The organism is Rhodococcus sp. 06-235-1A (genome assembly GCF_002258785.1).
Taxonomy (GTDB): Bacteria; Actinomycetota; Actinomycetes; order Mycobacteriales; family Mycobacteriaceae; genus Rhodococcoides.
Genome location: NZ_NOYI01000002.1, coordinates 381,278 through 398,786, shown reverse-complemented (window position 1 = coordinate 398,786; position 17,509 = coordinate 381,278). Strand labels below are relative to the sequence as shown.

Annotated in this window: 17 protein-coding genes and 1 rRNA gene; all 18 read left to right on the top strand. The window is 65.2% G+C overall.

Translation table 11 applies throughout. From position 1 onward, the window contains the following. Nucleotides 1-97 (top strand): 5S ribosomal RNA (gene rrf, locus CH275_RS01800); the annotation flags it as partial. A gap of 74 nt (nucleotides 98-171) precedes the next feature. Beyond that, nucleotides 172-1,053, top strand: a complete 882-nt coding sequence (locus CH275_RS29760; RefSeq protein ID WP_094674569.1) for a hypothetical protein — start codon at nucleotides 172-174, stop codon at nucleotides 1,051-1,053. Beyond that, nucleotides 1,050-2,039 (top strand): HAD-IIA family hydrolase, encoded by a 990-nt coding sequence (locus CH275_RS29755; RefSeq protein ID WP_094674567.1) that lies wholly within the window; start codon nucleotides 1,050-1,052, stop codon nucleotides 2,037-2,039. Before CH275_RS29760 ends, CH275_RS29755 begins: the two co-directional genes overlap by 4 nt. A 64-nt stretch (nucleotides 2,040-2,103) precedes the next feature. Continuing rightward, entirely contained in the window at nucleotides 2,104-2,346 is a 243-nt protein-coding gene (locus CH275_RS01785) for a hypothetical protein (RefSeq protein ID WP_094674565.1), read from the top strand. Nucleotide 2,347: 1 nt separating this feature from the next. After that, nucleotides 2,348-3,169, top strand: coding sequence for a TlyA family RNA methyltransferase (locus CH275_RS01780; RefSeq protein ID WP_094674563.1), 822 nt, complete (start codon nucleotides 2,348-2,350; stop codon nucleotides 3,167-3,169). Further along, the gene (locus CH275_RS01775) at nucleotides 3,166-4,131 is read left to right on the top strand and encodes an NAD kinase (protein ID WP_094674561.1); all 966 of its coding nucleotides are present in this window, start codon (nucleotides 3,166-3,168) and stop codon (nucleotides 4,129-4,131) included. The genes CH275_RS01780 and CH275_RS01775 overlap by 4 nt, the downstream gene beginning before the upstream one ends. 2 nt (nucleotides 4,132-4,133) lie before the next feature. Beyond that, on the top strand, nucleotides 4,134-5,903 hold the full coding sequence (gene recN, locus CH275_RS01770; RefSeq protein ID WP_179275916.1) for a DNA repair protein RecN: 1,770 nt from the start codon (nucleotides 4,134-4,136) through the stop codon (nucleotides 5,901-5,903). A gap of 84 nt (nucleotides 5,904-5,987) precedes the next feature. Next, nucleotides 5,988-7,172, top strand: a complete 1,185-nt coding sequence (gene steA / locus CH275_RS01765; RefSeq protein ID WP_094674669.1) for a putative cytokinetic ring protein SteA — start codon at nucleotides 5,988-5,990, stop codon at nucleotides 7,170-7,172. Continuing rightward, the gene (locus tag CH275_RS01760) at nucleotides 7,169-8,116 is read left to right on the top strand and encodes a copper transporter (protein ID WP_094674667.1); all 948 of its coding nucleotides are present in this window, start codon (nucleotides 7,169-7,171) and stop codon (nucleotides 8,114-8,116) included. The genes steA and CH275_RS01760 overlap by 4 nt, the downstream gene beginning before the upstream one ends. 150 nt (nucleotides 8,117-8,266) lie before the next feature. Next, nucleotides 8,267-10,000 carry a CTP synthase gene (locus CH275_RS01755; RefSeq protein ID WP_094674557.1) on the top strand — a complete coding sequence of 578 codons (1,734 nt, stop codon included), beginning with the start codon at nucleotides 8,267-8,269 and terminating at the stop codon, nucleotides 9,998-10,000. Then, complete coding sequence (locus CH275_RS01750; protein ID WP_094674555.1) at nucleotides 9,997-10,629, top strand: NUDIX domain-containing protein; 633 nt, start codon at nucleotides 9,997-9,999, stop codon at nucleotides 10,627-10,629. The genes CH275_RS01755 and CH275_RS01750 overlap by 4 nt, the downstream gene beginning before the upstream one ends. Before the next feature lie 5 nt (nucleotides 10,630-10,634). Continuing rightward, the gene (xerD, locus tag CH275_RS01745) at nucleotides 10,635-11,549 is read left to right on the top strand and encodes a site-specific tyrosine recombinase XerD (protein ID WP_037150221.1); all 915 of its coding nucleotides are present in this window, start codon (nucleotides 10,635-10,637) and stop codon (nucleotides 11,547-11,549) included. Nucleotides 11,550-11,659: 110 nt separating this feature from the next. Then, entirely contained in the window at nucleotides 11,660-12,622 is a 963-nt protein-coding gene (locus CH275_RS01740; protein WP_256990808.1) for a ParA family protein, read from the top strand. Continuing rightward, a complete protein-coding gene (locus tag CH275_RS01735; RefSeq protein ID WP_032378001.1) occupies nucleotides 12,619-13,455 on the top strand; it encodes a segregation and condensation protein A in 837 nt (278 codons plus the stop codon). Before CH275_RS01740 ends, CH275_RS01735 begins: the two co-directional genes overlap by 4 nt. Further along, nucleotides 13,452-14,135, top strand: coding sequence for an SMC-Scp complex subunit ScpB (gene scpB / locus CH275_RS01730; RefSeq protein WP_094674551.1), 684 nt, complete (start codon nucleotides 13,452-13,454; stop codon nucleotides 14,133-14,135). The genes CH275_RS01735 and scpB overlap by 4 nt, the downstream gene beginning before the upstream one ends. Nucleotides 14,136-14,147: 12 nt before the next feature. Then, the gene (locus CH275_RS01725; RefSeq protein WP_094674549.1) at nucleotides 14,148-15,314 is read left to right on the top strand and encodes a pseudouridine synthase; all 1,167 of its coding nucleotides are present in this window, start codon (nucleotides 14,148-14,150) and stop codon (nucleotides 15,312-15,314) included. Continuing rightward, nucleotides 15,314-15,997, top strand: coding sequence for a (d)CMP kinase (gene cmk / locus CH275_RS01720; RefSeq protein ID WP_094674547.1), 684 nt, complete (start codon nucleotides 15,314-15,316; stop codon nucleotides 15,995-15,997). Before CH275_RS01725 ends, cmk begins: the two co-directional genes overlap by 1 nt. Continuing rightward, nucleotides 15,994-17,442, top strand: a complete 1,449-nt coding sequence (gene der, locus CH275_RS01715) for a ribosome biogenesis GTPase Der (protein ID WP_094674545.1) — start codon at nucleotides 15,994-15,996, stop codon at nucleotides 17,440-17,442. The genes cmk and der overlap by 4 nt, the downstream gene beginning before the upstream one ends. Nucleotides 17,443-17,509 lie beyond the last annotated feature (67 nt).

Here is a 17,509-nt window from a genome sequence, read left to right as displayed (position 1 = left end):
GGAAACGCCCGGTCCCATTCCGAACCCGGAAGCTAAGCCCTCCAGCGCCGATGGTACTGCACTCGACAGGGTGTGGGAGAGTAGGACACCGCCGAACACCCGTTGTAAGAAGGGGACCCACTTGGTGGGTCCCCTTTTTGCGTTTTGTACCCGAAATCCGAAAGGACGCCCGTGTCGGAAGACAACAACGATCGTCGCCCCTCCCGAGGGGATGGCGGCAACCGCCCGAGCGAGTCCCGAGACCGCAACCCACGCTCTCAGGACCGTCGCGGAGACCCGCGGCGTTCCGACGGTCCTTCTCGTAGGCGCGGCGGCGAAGGCGGCTTCTCCGGCGACCGCCGCGGAAACAGCTCATCGTCCGACCGTCGGCCACCGCGTCCCGACGAGCCGGACCTGCCCGACGAGGTCGAAGCCGGCCAGCTCGAGCCGGCAGTGCGCCGGGATCTGCTGAGCTTGGACAAGAACAATGCCACTGCTGTGGCCCGTCACCTCGTGATGACCAGCAGACTGCTCGACGACGATCCACAGTTGGCGCTGCTGCACGCGCGCGCTGCTCGTCAGCGAGCGGGTCGCATTGCCGTCGTCCGTGAAACCGCGGGTATCGCGGCTTACCACGCCGGTGAGTGGGCCGAAGCCCTGTCTGAGCTCCGTGCGGCCCGCCGGATGGCCGGCGGCCCTGGTCTGATCGCCGTGATGGCCGACTGTGAGCGCGGGCTCGGACGCCCGGAGCGCGCAATCGAACTCGGTCGCAGCGACGAGGCTCGTGAGCTGACCGGCGAGGAAGCGTCGGAACTCCGGATTGTCGTGGCTGGCGCCCGGATGGACCTCAACCAGTACGACCAGGCTGTCGTCACACTGCAGACCCCAGATCTCGACGCCTCGCGCTCGGGAACCGCTGCAGCTCGGCTGTTCTACGTCTACGCCGACGCACTGGTGGCGGCAGGTCGCGTCGACGAGGGCGTCAAGTGGTTCCTCAATGCCGCTGCCGCCGATGTCGATGGTGAAACCGACGCAGAAGAGCGGGTCGAGGAGTTGTCCGGAGGCAGCCAGTGACGCTGCTGCGCGATGCCCACGACGTGTTGCTTCTCGACCTCGATGGCACCGTCTATGCCGGTAAGGACCCCATTCCCGGTGCAGTGGAAGCGCTTTCGGGAGGCTCCGAAAAGCAGTACTTCGTCACCAACAACGCGAGTCGGGCACCTGAGGACGTGGCCGAGCATCTACGCAGTCTCGGCTTCGCTACCTCCGCAGAGTTCGTTGTCACCAGTTCCGAGGCAGCCGCTCGGGTTCTTGCAGGCAAGCTGGGCCCAGGTTCACGGGTGCTCGTCGTCGGCACCGACGCATTGGCCGACGAGATCGCCAAGGTCGGTCTCGAGCCGGTCAGGTCTGCCGACGATGATCCCGTGGCCGTGGTGCAGGGGCACTCCGTCGATACCGGCTGGAAGATGTTGGCCGAGGCAGTCCTCGCCATCCGTGCGGGTGCGCTGTGGGTGGCCACCAACATCGATGCCACTTTGCCGACCGAGCGTGGACTCGTTCTAGGGAACGGCTCCATGGTCGCCGCTGTTGGCAATGCCACCGAGGTCGAGCCGATCGTGGCAGGCAAGCCCGCCGCGCCGATCATGCGCGACGCCATCGAACGCAGTGGAGCGCGTTCGGCGCTGGTCGTCGGAGACCGGCTGGACACCGACATCGCCGGTGCGAACGAGACCGACCTGCCGTCGCTCCTGGTGCTGACCGGTGTCAGCACTGCGGCGGAGTTGCTGCGTGCCCCTCGGCATCTGCGACCCACCCACATCGGTCCCGATCTCGGGGTGCTGAACGAGGACGAGATCGCATCGCGCGTCGACCGCAAGGACGGTTGGGCGGTGAGGATCGAGGACGATGTGCTCTCGGTCCGATTCGAGGGAGAGGGTGCCCCGGATGCTTTCGAGGGCGCGCTTGCCACACTGCACGTCGCCTGGTCCGGCTCGGCGTTCGGGGATGTTCGTTTCGAGGGGGATCACCTCGGCGATCTACGGTCGCTGCTCGGATGCTGATGCGGGGTCCGGAGAGCGGCGGCGATCGGGCATTCGTCGTACCCATCCGATAGCGTGAGGGGCGATGAGCACGTCTATTCCACTACCAGGGCAGCACCGGCCGAGCGGTGTCGGCGATGAGTCGTCGGCCGATCCGGACGCCATCCGCGCCGAGGTCTCCTCGCTGTTGAGTCAGCTCACGATCGAGTCGGCATCCGACGACGAATCCGAGGCCGTCGACTCGGACGCACTGGCGCGCGACGCAAGTCTGCTGGATCGGGCGCACGAGGTTCTGGTGCGCGCCCTGACCACCGTCGACAAGACCTGACGTGGCTCGTCGCGCACGTGTCGACGCCGAACTGGTTCGTCGTGGGCTCGCGAGATCCCGTGAGCACGCGTCGGAATTGATCGAGGCCGGTCGGGTGAAGATCGCTGGGACCGTGGCCTCCAAACCGGCAACGGCGGTGGAGCCGGGTACGCCGCTGCTGGTGGCCGAAGAAGACAACGAGGTCAGTTGGGCCTCGCGAGGTGCCCACAAATTGCTCGGGGCTCTCGAGGCGTTCGAGCCGCTGGGTCTGACCGTCGAACATGCTCGTTGCCTGGATGCCGGTGCATCGACCGGTGGGTTCACCGACGTTCTTCTCAGCCGCGGTGTACGCGAGGTGGTGGCCGTCGACGTCGGATACGGCCAGTTGGTGTGGCGCCTACAATCCGACGACCGAGTGCACGTCATCGATCGCACCAATGTCCGGTCGATCGACGCCGAGACGATCGGGGGACCGGTCGACGTGATCGTCGCCGACCTGTCGTTCATCTCGTTGAAGCTCGTTCTTCCCGCTTTCGTCGCATGCTCGAAGCCGGGCACCAACATGGTGTTGATGGTCAAACCACAATTCGAGGTCGGCAAGGACCGCGTGGGCTCCGGCGGTGTGGTGCGTGACCCCGCGCTGCGAGCCGAGGCCGTCGAGGACGTCGCGAACGCAGCCGTCGGCTTGAATCTCACCGTCCAAGCTGTCGCGGCAAGCCCACTGCCGGGGCCGTCGGGCAATGTCGAGTACTTTTTGTGGCTGAGGGCAGGCGCAGGCGAGGTTTCGCCGCGCGCCGACATCACGGAACTCGTCCGGCTCGCGATCGAGGAAGGACCACAGTGACTCCGTCCCATGCGGCACCGGAGCTGGAGTCGACGCGGGAAATTCTTCTCGTCGCCCATCCTGGTCGACCGGACATCGCCGAGACTGCCCGCCGCGTGGGCAAAGTGTTCGACGAAGCGGGGATCTGCCTACGCGTGCTGGTGGACGAAGTGGAACCCTCGAAGATCGAGGCGTCCGATACGGAACAGCACGACCACGTCTTCGTGGCAGACATGCGGCTCAACGTCGTCGAATTCGGTCCCGACGCGGCCTCCGGGTGCGAGATGGTCCTGGTTCTCGGCGGCGACGGAACCTTTCTGCGCGCGGCCGAACTAGCGCAAGCAGCGTCCATCCCGGTACTCGGCATCAATCTCGGCCACGTCGGATTTCTCGCCGAGGCGGAGGCCGACCATCTCGAAGAAGCTCTGGCTCGCGTCATCGCCGGTGACTACCGCATCGAGCAGCGCATGACCTTGGACATCGCGATTCGCGTAGGCGATCAGGTGGTCGATCGTGGATGGGCGCTGAACGAGGCGAGTATCGAGAACGGGTCGCGGCTCGGAGTGCTCGAGGTGGTGCTCGAAGTCGACGGTCGACCGGTGTCCGCATTCGGCTGCGACGGCGTACTGATCTCCAGCCCGACGGGTTCGACGGCGTATGCGTTCTCGGCCGGCGGGCCGGTGGTGTGGCCGGAACTCGAAGCGATACTGGTCATTCCGAGCAATGCGCACGCTCTGTTCGCTCGGCCGCTCGTCACCAGTCCCGAGTCGATCGTTGCGGTCGAGATCGACGCAGGCGGGCACGCAGGATTCGTGTTCTGCGATGGTAGGCGCACATTGAGCCTGCCTGCCGGCGCTCGCGTCGAGGTGGTGCGGGGAGCGTCACCGATCAAATGGGTTCGACTCGATTCGGCACCGTTCGCCGATCGCATGGTCAAGAAATTCGAACTGCCCGTGACCGGGTGGCGGGGGAGAGCGAGGTAGGGATGCTCGAAGAGATTCGGATCGACAGCCTCGGAGTCATTTCCGGTGCCAGCGCACAGTTTCACGAGGGATTGACCGTGCTCACCGGCGAGACCGGTGCCGGTAAGACCATGGTGGTCACCAGTCTGCACCTGCTGTCGGGTGCCCGCGCCGATGCCGGCCGGGTTCGGCTCGGCGCGCAGCGTGCTGTCGTCGAGGGCCGTTTCAGCACCGACACGGCGTCGGAGCAGGTGATCGACGACGTCGAGAAGGTACTCGAGTCCTCGGGAGGCCAACGCGACGAGGACAATTCGATCATCGCCGTGCGTACCGTCAACTCGGACGGTCGTTCTCGGGCTCACCTCGGTGGGCGAAGCGTGCCGGCATCGGTGCTGTCGAACTTCACCGACTCGTTGCTCACGGTGCACGGGCAGAACGACCAACTGCGTCTGCTCCGCCCCGATCAACAGCTCGGTGCCCTCGACCGATTCGCAGGTGATGCAGTGGCGGCACTGGTTGCTAAGTACCGCACCGCGCGCAAGACCTGGCTCGACGCTCGCAACGAGTTGATCGACCGCACCGAACGCAGCCGCGAACTGGCTCAGGAAGCCGACCGGCTGCAGTTCGGGCTGCAGGAGATCGACGCTCTCGCGCCGGAGCCGGGGGAGGACCGTTCCGTCGCCGAGGACGTCCGGCGGCTGGGCGATCTCGATTCGCTGCGAGAAACCGCGGAAGGTGCCGCGGCCGCGCTCGTCGGAAGCACAGAGGAGGCGTCGGACACGACGTCTGCGTTGTACCTGCTGGGCGAGGCACGGTCTCGCCTCGAACATGCCGACGACGCGGCCTTGACCGAGCTGCTGCCGCGGCTGAACGACGCGATGGCCATCGTCGGTGACATCGGTGCCGATCTCACCTCGTACCTGACGGATCTGCCGTCCGATCCGGGAGCGCTCGACGCGATCCTGAACCGCCAGGCCGAGCTGAAGTCGTTGACGCGCAAGTACGCCGCCGACGTCGACGGTGTCATCGCCTGGGCCGAGGATGCGCGTGAGCGCCTCTCGCACATCGATACCTCGGCCGACGCCTTGGCCGAATTGAGTGCCAAGGTCGATGCGGCTGCGGTCGACGTGGCGGCGGCCGCGGTCAAGCTGAGCGCCGCTCGCGCGAAAGCTGCGGTGAAGCTCTCGAAGGCGTTCAGCGTCGAGTTGGCCGGTCTGGCGATGGGCAAAGCGAAGCTGCAGATCGACGTTCGTACGCTGGCGGCCGGACCGTCGGACACGGCTCCGATCGTCGTCGAGGGTGCCGAACTGCATGCCGGCAGCAACGGCGTCGACGAGGTCGAGTTTCGGCTGTCTGCACACGACGGAGCCCAGGCTCTGCCGATCAGCAAGAGCGCCTCGGGCGGTGAGCTGTCGCGGGTCATGCTGGCACTCGAGGTGGTGCTGGCGGGCTCCGACAAGGGCGCGACCATGGTGTTCGACGAGGTCGACGCCGGTGTGGGTGGTCGCGCGGCCGTCGAGGTGGGCCGTCGGCTCGGCCGGTTGGCTCGCACCCATCAGGTCATCGTCGTCACGCATTTGCCGCAGGTCGCGGCCTTCGCAGATACCCACCTGGTGGTCGACAAGACCGACGCCAAGAAGGGTGCCGCGAACAGTGGCGTTCGGACGTTGTCTTCGTCGGAGCGAGTTGTGGAACTCGCCAGAATGCTTGCGGGACTCGACGACACCGAGACCGGACGTGCGCACGCCGAGGAGCTGCTGGCCACTGCAAACGCCGATCGAGCTGCGCTGTAACTTTTGGTGCTGATGTGATCAGTGTGGTAGTTGTTTCGGCGCGCCTCCGTCGCCGGGCGTGTCGATCGGGTCATCATGGTTCACATGAAGATGCCGGCTCTGCTGTCACGTAGTCAGGATTCGCTGCCTGGAATCACCGGGATCGCGCGAGTCGATCGCAACACGGCCAAGCTGCTCAAACGGGTCGGCCCCGGCGACATCGTCGTCCTGGACGAGCTGGACCTGGATCGACTGACCGCAGATGCGCTCGTCGAGGCGGGGGTGCTCGCGGTCGTCAACGCGTCGCCATCGATCTCCGGGCGCTACCCCAACCTCGGACCCGAGGTCATCGTGGCGAACGGCATCACCTTGATCGACTCGGCCGGCACCGAGATCTTCAAGAAGATCAAGGACGGCACCAAGATTCGTCTCAACGACGGCGGCGTCTACACCGGCGATCGTCGCCTTGCCAAGGGCGAAGAGCAGAGCGAAGCCGAGATCTCGGACAAGATGATCGAGGCCAAGACCGGACTGGTCGATCACCTGGAAGCGTTCTCGGGCAACACGATCGAGTTCATCCGTACCGAGAGCCCGCTGCTCATCGACGGTGTCGGAGTGCCGGACATCGACATCGATCTCAAGGGTCGTCACGTCGTGATCGTCGCCGACGGACCCGGCCATGCCGAGGATCTGAAGAACCTCAAGCCGTTCATCAAGGAGTATTCGCCGGTCATCATCGGCGTCGGCGCAGGTGCCGACACTGCGATGAAGGCAGGTCATCGGCCCGATCTCATCGTCGGTGATCCCGAGGACGTCACCGCCCAGACCCTCAAATGCGGTGCAGAGGTGGTACTTCCAGCAGATTCCGACGGACACGCGCAAGGTCTCGAGCGCATCCAGGATCTCGGAATCGGCGCCATGACGTTCCCGGCCACCGGTGCCGCAGCCGATCTGGCACTGCTGTTGGCCGATCACCACGGTGCGTCGCTGATCGTGTCGGTCGGCAGCCCGGCGAGCCTCGACGAGTTCTTCGACAGAGGTCGACGCAACACCAACCCGGCCGCGTTCATGACGCGTCTGAAGGTCGGTGCCAAGTTGGTCGACGCCAAAGCCGTTGCGACCCTCTATCGCAGCCGGGTGTCGGGCGGTGCGATCGCTCTGCTGATCCTCGCGGCGCTCGTTGCTGTCATCGTGGCGTTGGCGGTGTCCAACATCGGCGGTGAATCGCTGGACTGGGCGATCGATCTGTGGAACCGGTTCGCTCTGTGGTTCCAGGGGTTGCTTCCGTGATTTCGCTTCGCCAACATGCCATTTCGCTGGCCGCAGTGTTCGTTGCACTGGCCATCGGCATCGTGCTCGGTTCGGGTCTGCTCTCGAGCGGACTGGTTTCCGGCCTTCGAGACGACAAGACCGGTCTCGAAAATCAAGTGGACGATCTGCAGGCGACCAACAACCAGCTGGGCGAGCAGCTGAACTCTGCCGACGGCTTCGACGCCGCAGTAGCGGGCCGCGTTCTGCGAGACGCGTTGGTCGATCGTTCCGTCGTGGTCATCACTACTCCTGACGCCGATCCCGGTGATGTCGACGGTGTCACGCGGTCGATCGGAGCGTCGGGTGCCACGGTCACCGGCCGGGTGTCGCTCACCGATTCCTTCGTCTCCGCTGCGAACGGTGACGATCTGCGGACGCGCCTGACCAACGTCATTCCGGCAGGCGTGCAGTTGCGCACCGGGGCGGTCGATCAAGGCAGCCTGGCAGGGGACCTGCTGGGATCGGTGCTGCTGCTCAACGCAGAGACGGCCCAGCCGCAGTCGACGCCCGAGGAGCTCTCACTCGCGCTCGAGACGCTGCGCAGCGGCGGGTTCATCGCCTACGACAACGGTGCCGTGGCACCCGCTCAGTTGGCAGTGGTCGTCACCGGTGCCGGTACCTCGGACGTCGAGGACGGCAATCGCGGTGCCATCGTGGCGCGCTTCGCGGGTGCTCTCGACTCGCGTGGTGCGGGCACGGTTTTGGCGGGACGATCCGGCGCCGCGGAGGGCAACGGATCCATCGCCGTCGTGCGAGCCGATTCGGCGCTGTCGTCCTCGCTCAGCACCGTCGACAACGTCGACCGTGAAGCCGGACGAATCACCACCGTTCTTGCTCTGGCGGAGCAGCTGGACGGGGCTTCTGGTCGATACGGAACCGGAGCGAACGCCAACGCCGTGACGGTCGGAGCTCCCGCGAGCTGATCGCGACCCGCACGCGCGTGTCGTTGGCGGTGAGGTAGGTACTGGTGTTACCGTGAAGTCCCGTGGGTAGCAGGCCCAATTTCCACGCTCTACCTCTCTTATCAGCCCCCTGGTAGGAGCAAGCCCTGCAGACTCGTCACGGGAGCCTCATTGTCACGCCTTCAGTCGCGTTCCGACACCAAGCACATTTTCGTCAGCGGGGGCGTCGCGTCCTCGCTCGGAAAAGGCCTGACGGCATCCAGCCTCGGCCAGCTACTGACCGCACGCGGACTGCGCGTGACCATGCAGAAGCTCGATCCGTATCTCAACGTCGATCCCGGGACGATGAACCCGTTCCAGCACGGTGAGGTCTTCGTCACCGAGGACGGTTCCGAGACCGACCTCGACGTCGGACATTACGAGCGCTTTCTCGACCGGGATCTGTCCGGTTTCGCCAATGTCACCACCGGCCAGGTCTATTCGACGGTCATCGCCAAGGAGCGTCGCGGCGAGTACCTGGGCGACACCGTTCAGGTCATCCCGCACATCACCGACGAGATCAAGCGTCGCATTCTTGCGATGAACGGGCCGGACCTGCAGGGCCACCAGCCCGACGTCGTGATCACCGAAATCGGCGGCACCGTCGGCGATATCGAGTCGCAGCCGTTCCTCGAAGCTGCGCGTCAGGTCCGCCACGACGTCGGCCGCAACAACGTGTTCTTCCTGCACGTGTCGCTGGTTCCGTTCCTGGCTCCGTCCGGTGAGCTCAAGACCAAGCCCACCCAGCACTCCGTCGCAGCGCTGCGCAGCATCGGCATCCAGCCCGACGCACTGATCCTGCGTTGTGATCGTGACGTGCCGCCGGGACTGAAGAACAAGATCGCGCTCATGTGCGACGTCGACGTCGACGGCTGCATCTCCACGCCCGACGCGCCGTCGATCTACGACATTCCCAAGGTGCTGCACAAGGAAGGCCTCGACGCCTACGTCGTCCGTCAGCTCGGTCTGCCGTTCCGCGATGTGGACTGGACCATCTGGGGCGGATTGCTCGAGCGCGTGCATCAGCCACGCGAAACTGTGCGCGTCGGCCTCGTCGGTAAGTACGTGGACCTGCCCGACGCCTACCTCTCGGTCACCGAGGCGCTGCGTGCCGGCGGATTCGCTCATCGCGCCAAGGTCGAGATCAAGTGGGTTCCATCCGACGAGTGCTCCACACCTGCGGGGGCGCAGGCCGCGTTGGGCGACGTCGATGCGGTGCTCATTCCGGGCGGTTTCGGCATCCGCGGTATCGAGGGCAAGCTCGGGGCCATCGAGTTCGCACGCACGCGCAAGATTCCGCTGTTGGGGCTGTGCCTCGGATTGCAGTGTGTGGTCATCGAGGCGGCTCGTTCGGTCGGTCTGACCGACGCCAATTCCGCCGAGTTCGATCCCGACACCAAGGATCCGGTGATCTCCACGATGGCCGATCAGGAAGACGCGGTCGCCGGTGACGCCGATCTCGGCGGCACGATGCGCCTCGGTGCCTACCCGGCAACCCTGCAGAAGGGATCGGTCGTCGCAGCGTCGTACGGCACCGAGACTGTCTCGGAGCGTCACCGTCACCGCTACGAGGTCAACAACGACTACCGGGATCGAATTGCCAAGAGCGGCTTGGTGTTCAGCGGTACTTCTCCGGATGGACATCTGGTCGAGTTCGTCGAACTGCCTGCCTCGGTGCATCCGTTCTTCGTCGCAACCCAAGCGCATCCGGAGCTCAAGAGCCGGCCGACCCGTCCGCACCCGTTGTTCGCATCGCTGATCAATGCGGCTTTGAAGTACAAGGCTGCAGAGCGGCTGCCGGTCGACATTCACGGTGACACCGTGGCGGCGCAGGAGTCGGACGCCACTGCCGACAGCGTCGGATGAACGAGCCTCGGCACGAGTTCACCACGCTCGACTCGTCGGTTCCGTACTCCGGTGCCATTCTGGCGCTTCGGCTCGATCAGGTGTCGATGCCGAACGGTCGTCAGGCCGAACGTGAGGTGGTCGAGCATCACGGCGCGGTCGGGATTCTGGCCGTCGACGATCAGGATCGGGTGGCCATGATCGAGCAGTATCGGCACCCCATCGGGCGACGCCTGTGGGAATTGCCGGCCGGCTTGCTCGACGCACCGGGGGAGCAGCCGGTATTGGCGGCTCAGCGTGAGCTCGCCGAGGAGACCGGCCTTGCCGCCGGTACCTGGTCGGTGTTGGTCGACGTGCTGGCCTCGCCCGGGTTCACCGACGAGGCCGTGCGGATCTTTCTCGCTCAGGATCTGACCCGAGTCGATCGGCCCGAGGCGCACGACGAGGAAGCAGACATCGAACTCTCCTTCGTTCCGATGGACGAGGCCGTCCGTCGCGCATTGGCTGGAGAAATCGTGAACGCGTCCGCCGTGGCGGGCGTGCTCGCATTCGCTGCTGCCCGCGCGGCAGGCACCGAACTGCGCCCGGCCGACGCCCCGTGGACGGATCTGCCCACGGCCTTCGAGAAGCGGAAGAGTTCACGAAAGTAGCGACCGTGATCGGCCAGCAGATTCAGACGTATCTCGACCATCTGGTGGTCGAGCGCGGCTCGGCGAAGAACACGGTGTCGTCCTACCGTCGTGATCTGGTGCGGTACGAGCGGTTTCTCAGCGGCTATGGAATCGCTGATCTGGCCAAGGTCACCGAGAACGACATCACCGAGTTCGTGCTGTACCTCCGGCGCGGCGATGACGAGTTCACCGCTCTCGCAGCGAGTTCGGCCGCGCGCACGCTGATTGCCGTGCGCGGATTGCACCGGTTCGCGCTGGCCGAGGGCATGGTCGAGCGCAACGTAGCGAGCGAGGTCAAGCCGCCGCAGCCTGCCAAGCGGTTGCCCAAATCGCTACCCATCGACCAAGTGGTGGCACTGCTCGAATCGGCGTCGATCGCTGGGCCCGATGCTCCACGCGGACTGCGTGATCGAGCACTACTGGAGTTGTTGTATTCCACCGGTGCTCGAATCTCCGAGGCCGTGGGGCTGGATGTGGACGATATCGACACCGAGTCACGCTCGGTACTGCTGCGCGGCAAAGGCGGCAAGCATCGCATCGTCCCGGTCGGCAGGCCGGCGATCGAGGCGATCGACGCGTACCTGGTGCGTGGGCGACCCGGCCTGGTCGCGCGGTCCAACCCGGCCCTGTTTCTCAACGTGCGCGGTGGCAGGTTGTCTCGGCAGAGCGCGTGGCAGGTACTGCAGGACTCGGCCGAGCGGGCCGGGATCACCTCCGGCGTCTCACCACACGTTCTTCGGCACTCCTTCGCCACGCATCTGCTCGACGGCGGTGCGGACGTACGTGTGGTGCAGGAATTGTTGGGGCATGCATCGGTGACGACGACGCAGATCTACACTCTCGTCACCGTCACCACACTGCGCGAAGTGTGGGCGGGAGCGCATCCGCGGGCGCGGTAGCACGAGGTCGACCGCTGCCTGTCAGCGTGTCCGGTGACAGCGCCGGTGCCTCAAGCGGTAGCGTTTGCGTGAACTACTCGAAGACGAACGGGACAGGGGAGCGCTGGAACGTGTCGACACCGCAGCCGCCAGCGGCGGAGTCAGCCTCGGATCGTGCGCATCTCGAGGGCGCGCTGTTCCATACGCGTCAACCGGAGTCCAGTCGCGAGTCGCGTGACGTCATTCCCGCTCCCAACGAACTCGGGCCCACCGGTCGCAAGACACGGTCGGTTCCGGATCCGCAACCGCTGGCCAGTCATGGACCGGCCAAGATCATCGCGATGTGCAATCAGAAGGGTGGCGTCGGCAAGACGACGTCGACCATCAATCTCGGTGCCTCGCTGGCCGGCTACGGCCGTCGTGTGCTGCTGGTGGACCTCGATCCGCAGGGAGCACTGTCCGCGGGCCTGGGCGTCGCCCATCACGAACTCGATCTGACGGTGTACAACCTCCTCGTCGAGGCGAAGGTCTCCGCCGACGACATCATCATGCGGACTCGCGTCGAGAACCTCGATCTGATGCCCAGCAACATCGACCTCTCGGCCGCGGAGATTCAGCTGGTGACCGAGGTGGGTCGCGAACAGACGCTCGGGCGGGTGCTGCATCCGATTCTGGATCGCTACGACTACGTCCTCATCGATTGCCAGCCTTCGCTCGGGCTGTTGACCGTCAACGCGCTCACCTGCGCCGACGAAGTGCTGATTCCGATGGAGTGCGAGTATTTCAGCCTCCGCGGACTGGCACTGCTCAACGACACCGTCGAGAAGGTGCGCGATCGGCTGAATCCTCGGCTGAAGTTGGCCGGCATCGTGGTGACGATGTTCGACGCCCGAACGCTGCACTCTCGCGAGGTGATGACCCGGGTGGTCGAGGTGTTCGGCGACGTCGTCTACGACACGGTCATTACTCGTACGGTTCGGTTCCCGGAAACCAGTGTGGCCGGTGAACCCATCACCACATGGGCTCCGAAATCCGGCGGCGCGCAGGCGTACCGCGCTCTGGCGCGCGAGGTGATCTACCGGTCGGGTCCGTGACCGTCGACGCTGCCGACGAGGCCCCTATCGAGGTTCCTGCCGACGCGGATCCGTCGAAATTTCGGGTTCGTTTGCTCAATTTCGAGGGTCCGTTCGACCTGCTGCTGTCCTTGATCAGTCAGCACCGCATGGATGTCACCGAAGTGGCGCTGCACACCGTCACCGACGATTTCATCTCGTTCACCAAGTCTCTCGGTGCCGATGTGGGACTGGATCAGACGACGGAGTTCTTGGTCGTCGCCGCCACGCTCCTCGACCTCAAGGCAGCTCGTCTGTTGCCGTCGGGTGACGTCGAGGATGCCGAGGATCTGGCGCTGCTCGAAGTACGAGATCTACTGTTCGCGCGGTTGTTGCAGTACCGCGCCTACAAGCAGGTGGCCTTGCTGTTCGGAGAGCTGGAAGCTGCTGCGCTGCGGCGGTATCCGCGATCGGTGTCGGTGGAGGACCGGTACGCGGATCTGATTCCTGAGGTGTTGCTCGGCGTCGACCCCGCCAGGTTCGCAGACATCGCCGCTGCTGCTTTTCGGCCCAAGCCGATTCCCCAGGTGGGGCTCGATCACATCCATCAGCACGCGGTCTCGATTCCGGAGCAGGCCGAGTGGTTGCTCGAGAACCTGCAGGGCCGCGGACTGAACGAGTGGGCGTCGTTCTCGGAGTTGGTGCAGGACTGCGAGGTGCAGGTCGAAATAATCGCGCGGTTCCTGGCGTTGCTGGAGCTGTTCCGGCAACAGGTGATCGCATTCGAGCAGCCCGAGCCGCTCGGTGACCTCCGAGTGAGCTGGACCGGCAAGGACGAAGGACCCATCGTGGTCACGGAAGAGGACTACGCATGAGTGTCGACCCAGAACTCGAGCTCGAGGACGTCGACGATTCCGAGGAGTTGGACGACGCCACGCTCGCGTCGGCGCTCGAAGCCGTGTTGCTGATCGTCGATACTCCCGCTTCGGACGAGCAGCTCGCCTCGGCTGTGGGTGCATCGGTAGCCCGCGTGCGCGTCACCCTGAACGAGATGGCCGCAGCGCTGACCGAACGAACGAGCGGAATCGACCTTCGCTACGCCGGTGACGGGTGGCGTTTCTACACCCGAACCGCGTACGCGCCGTACGTCGAGCGGTTGCTTCTGGACGGTGCTCGGTCCAAGCTCACACGCGCGGCATTGGAAACCCTGGCCGTGATCGCATATCGTCAACCGTTGACCCGCGCACGAGTCAGCGCCGTACGTGGAGTCAACGTCGATGGAGTGATGCGTACGCTGCTCGCCCGTGGACTGATCTCCGAAGCAGGAACGGACCCGGAGACGACCGGCACGATGTACTGCACCACCGAGTTGTTCCTCGAACGGCTCGGGCTCGCATCGCTCGGCGATCTACCCGAACTGGCACCGCTGTTGCCGGGGGTGGACCTGATCGACGAGATCAGTGACAGCATGGACACCGACCCGAGAATGACCCGCTCCACCAAGAACCGCGGATCGAAACCCGATCCGGCAGCCGAGCTCGACTCGGACGACTGATAGGTAAGACAAGTGAACAAGCCCGCTCGCCGTGATGGCACACCGGACCGCAACAAGAGACAAGACCCACGCAGGAAGCCGACCGCAGGTAGGTCGGACACTCCACGTGACGCGCGTCGCGGAGATCGCACCCGCGACGCCGCCCCTCGTGACGGCGCTCCCCGAACCGGAGCACCCCGAACTGGAGCCCCTCGCGCAGGTGCACCCCGTACCGGCGGTCGCCCGGCCCCGCGCAGAGGCGTCGAGCAGGGGGAATCGTTCGATTACAAGCCCGCCGACACGGGCATCAACGACCGCAGCAACGACTCGGTTCCCCGCAAGAAGCCGTCGCGTCCCAAGCCGCCGAAGCCCCAAAAGAAGCAGACGCCGTCGACCACGATCAGCAACGCCAAGCCGGCGAAGCATCAGCACACCGATTCCTCACCGCGCAAGCACGTGCCCGTGGGTGAAGGCATTCGGTTGCAGAAGGTCCTCGCGCAGGCCGGTGTCGCATCACGTCGTGCGGCCGAGGAACTGATCGCCGACGGCCGTGTCGAGGTCGACGGACGCATCGTCACCGAACAGGGCATCCGCATCGATCCGAACATCGCTGTGGTCCGTGTCGACGGCACCCGCGTCGTCGTGAAGGAAGAGCTGGTTCATCTCGCGATGAACAAGCCGCGTGGATGGCAGTGCACCATGTCCGACGATCTCGGACGCCCGTGCGTCGGCGATATCGTCTCCGAGCGTGTGCAGGCGGGGCAGCGACTGTTCCACGTCGGCCGCCTCGATGCGGACACCGAGGGGCTGTTGCTCTTCACCAACGACGGTGATCTTGCTCACCGCCTGATGCACCCGTCGTTCGAGGTCTCCAAGACCTATCTGGCGACGCTGTTCGGCACCATTCCCCGCACGCTGGGCAAGCAGCTCCGTGAAGGAGTCACTCTCGACGACGGACCGGTGAAGGTCGACGGCTTCCAGCTGCTCGACATCTCGGACGGCAAGTCGCTCGTCAAGGTCACCCTGCACGAGGGCCGCAAGCACATCGTGCGTCGGTTGTTCGACAAGGTCGGATTCCCGGTCGGACGGCTGGTGCGCACCGATGTCGGCAACATCGTGCTCGGCGATCAGCGTCCAGGAACACTGCGTGTTCTCGGTCGCGGCGAGATCGGCAAGCTCTACGAATCCGTAGGCCTGTGATGAGTGCGCTCGTCGTGGCGATGGACGGGCCTTCGGGCACCGGTAAGTCGTCGGTATCGCGCCGGCTCGCGTCGGCGCTCGAAGCGAGCTACCTCGACACCGGTGCGATGTACCGCGTCGCAACGGTGTGGGTGCTGCGCTCGGGTATCGAGCCGACCGATGCAGACGGAGTAGCGAAAGCTGTTGCTGCACTTCCCCTCGAGATCGGGAAGGACCCGCTGTCCGAGACCGTGTTGCTCGACGGTGAGGACGTCAGCGGCGAAATCCGCGGCGATGCCGTCACCAAGGCCGTCTCGGCCGTCTCTGCTGTGCCCGCTGTGCGCGAGCTGCTTGTGCAGCTGCAGCGCGACCTTGTGGGCTCGTCGACGCGCATCGTTGTAGAGGGCCGCGATATCGGCACCGTCGTACTTCCCGACGCCGACGTGAAGGTGTTCCTCACGGCGTCCCCGGAAGCGCGGGCGGAGCGTCGCAACAAGCAGAACGTAGAGCAAGGTCGCGGCGACGACTACGAATCCGTGCTCGCGGATGTGCAACGCCGTGATCATGCAGATTCGACAAGAGCAGTGTCACCGCTTCGTCCCGCCGAGGATTCGGTGATCGTCGATACCAGCGAGCTGGATCTCGACGGTGTGATGGAGCGCTTGCTGCTCGTGGTCAATGACAGAACTGGAGCAGTGCAGTGAGTGAAGAATTCTTCTCCGGCGCAGCGGAAACCGCGGGCGACGGAACGTGGAGCGACGAAGGCGAGTGGGAGTACGTCGACCTGGGCGAGGGCGAAGACGGCGAAGAGGCCGTTGCCGTACCGACTCTCGCCGTGGTGGGGCGTCCGAACGTCGGCAAGTCGACGCTGGTCAACCGCATCATCGGACGACGTGAGGCCGTGGTCGAGGACGTCCCCGGCGTCACACGCGACCGCGTGTCGTACGAGGCGAACTGGAGTGGTCGACGCTTCCTGGTGCAGGACACCGGCGGTTGGGAGCCCGACGCCAAGGGTCTGCAGCAATCCGTTGCGCGCCAGGCCGAATTGGCGATGAACACCGCCGACGCGATCCTGTTGGTCGTCGACGCTCGTGTCGGCTCGACGACGACGGACGAGGCTGTGGCACGAGTGCTGCGCCGGTCGAAGACTCCGGTTCTGTTGGTGGCCAACAAGGTCGACGACGGTCGCACCGAATCCGAGGTTGCCGCGCTGTGGTCGCTCGGTCTGGGGGAACCGTTGTCGGTGTCCGCGACTCACGGCCGCGGTACCGGTGATCTATTGGACCGCGTGCTCGAGGCGCTGCCCGAGACGCCGCGTGAGGGCATCCCCGGTGGGGGACCGAGGCGTGTCGCTCTGGTCGGCAAGCCGAACGTCGGCAAGTCCTCGTTGATCAACAAGCTTTCGGGTGACGAGCGCTCGGTGGTGCACGATGTTGCCGGCACCACCGTCGACCCGGTCGACTCGTTGGTCGAATTGGGCGGCAAGACATGGCGATTCGTCGATACCGCAGGCCTACGCAAGCGCGTCAGCCATGCCAGTGGTGCCGAGTTCTATGCGTCGCTGCGCACGAAATCTGCAATCGAGGCCGCTGAGGTCGCGATTCTGCTTCTCGATGCCTCACAGGTGATTTCGGAGCAGGACCTGCGGGTACTCAGCATGGTCTCCGATGCCGGCCGCGCGCTGGTGTTGGCGTTCAACAAGTGGGATCTGGTGGACGACGATCGTCGTCAGCAGCTCGAGAAGGAGATCGATCGCGATCTCGCTCGGGTGCCATGGGCGCAGCGAGTGAACATCTCGGCGCAGACGGGCCGCGCAGTGCAGAAGCTCGTGCCTGCGTTGGAGACTGCGCTGGAGTCGTGGGACAAGCGGGTGCCCACCGGCAGGTTGAACACCTGGCTCAAAGAGGTCGTGGCGGCCACTCCGCCGCCGATGCGCGGCGGACGTCTGCCGCGCATCATGTTCGCGACGCAGGCCAGCACTCGGCCGCCGACGTTCGTGCTGTTCACCACCGGCTTCCTCGAGGCCGGCTACCGCCGATTCATCGAGCGGCGTCTGCGTGAGGAGTTCAACTTCGACGGCAGCCCCGTGCGCGTCTCGGTGCGTATCCGCGAGAAGCGGGAACGCCCGGGCAAGGGCAACAACCGCTGATGTAGTCCAGCCCCGCCCCTGAGCAGGCGATTTCCTCTCAGGGGTAGGGCTGGGGTAATCTCAGCAA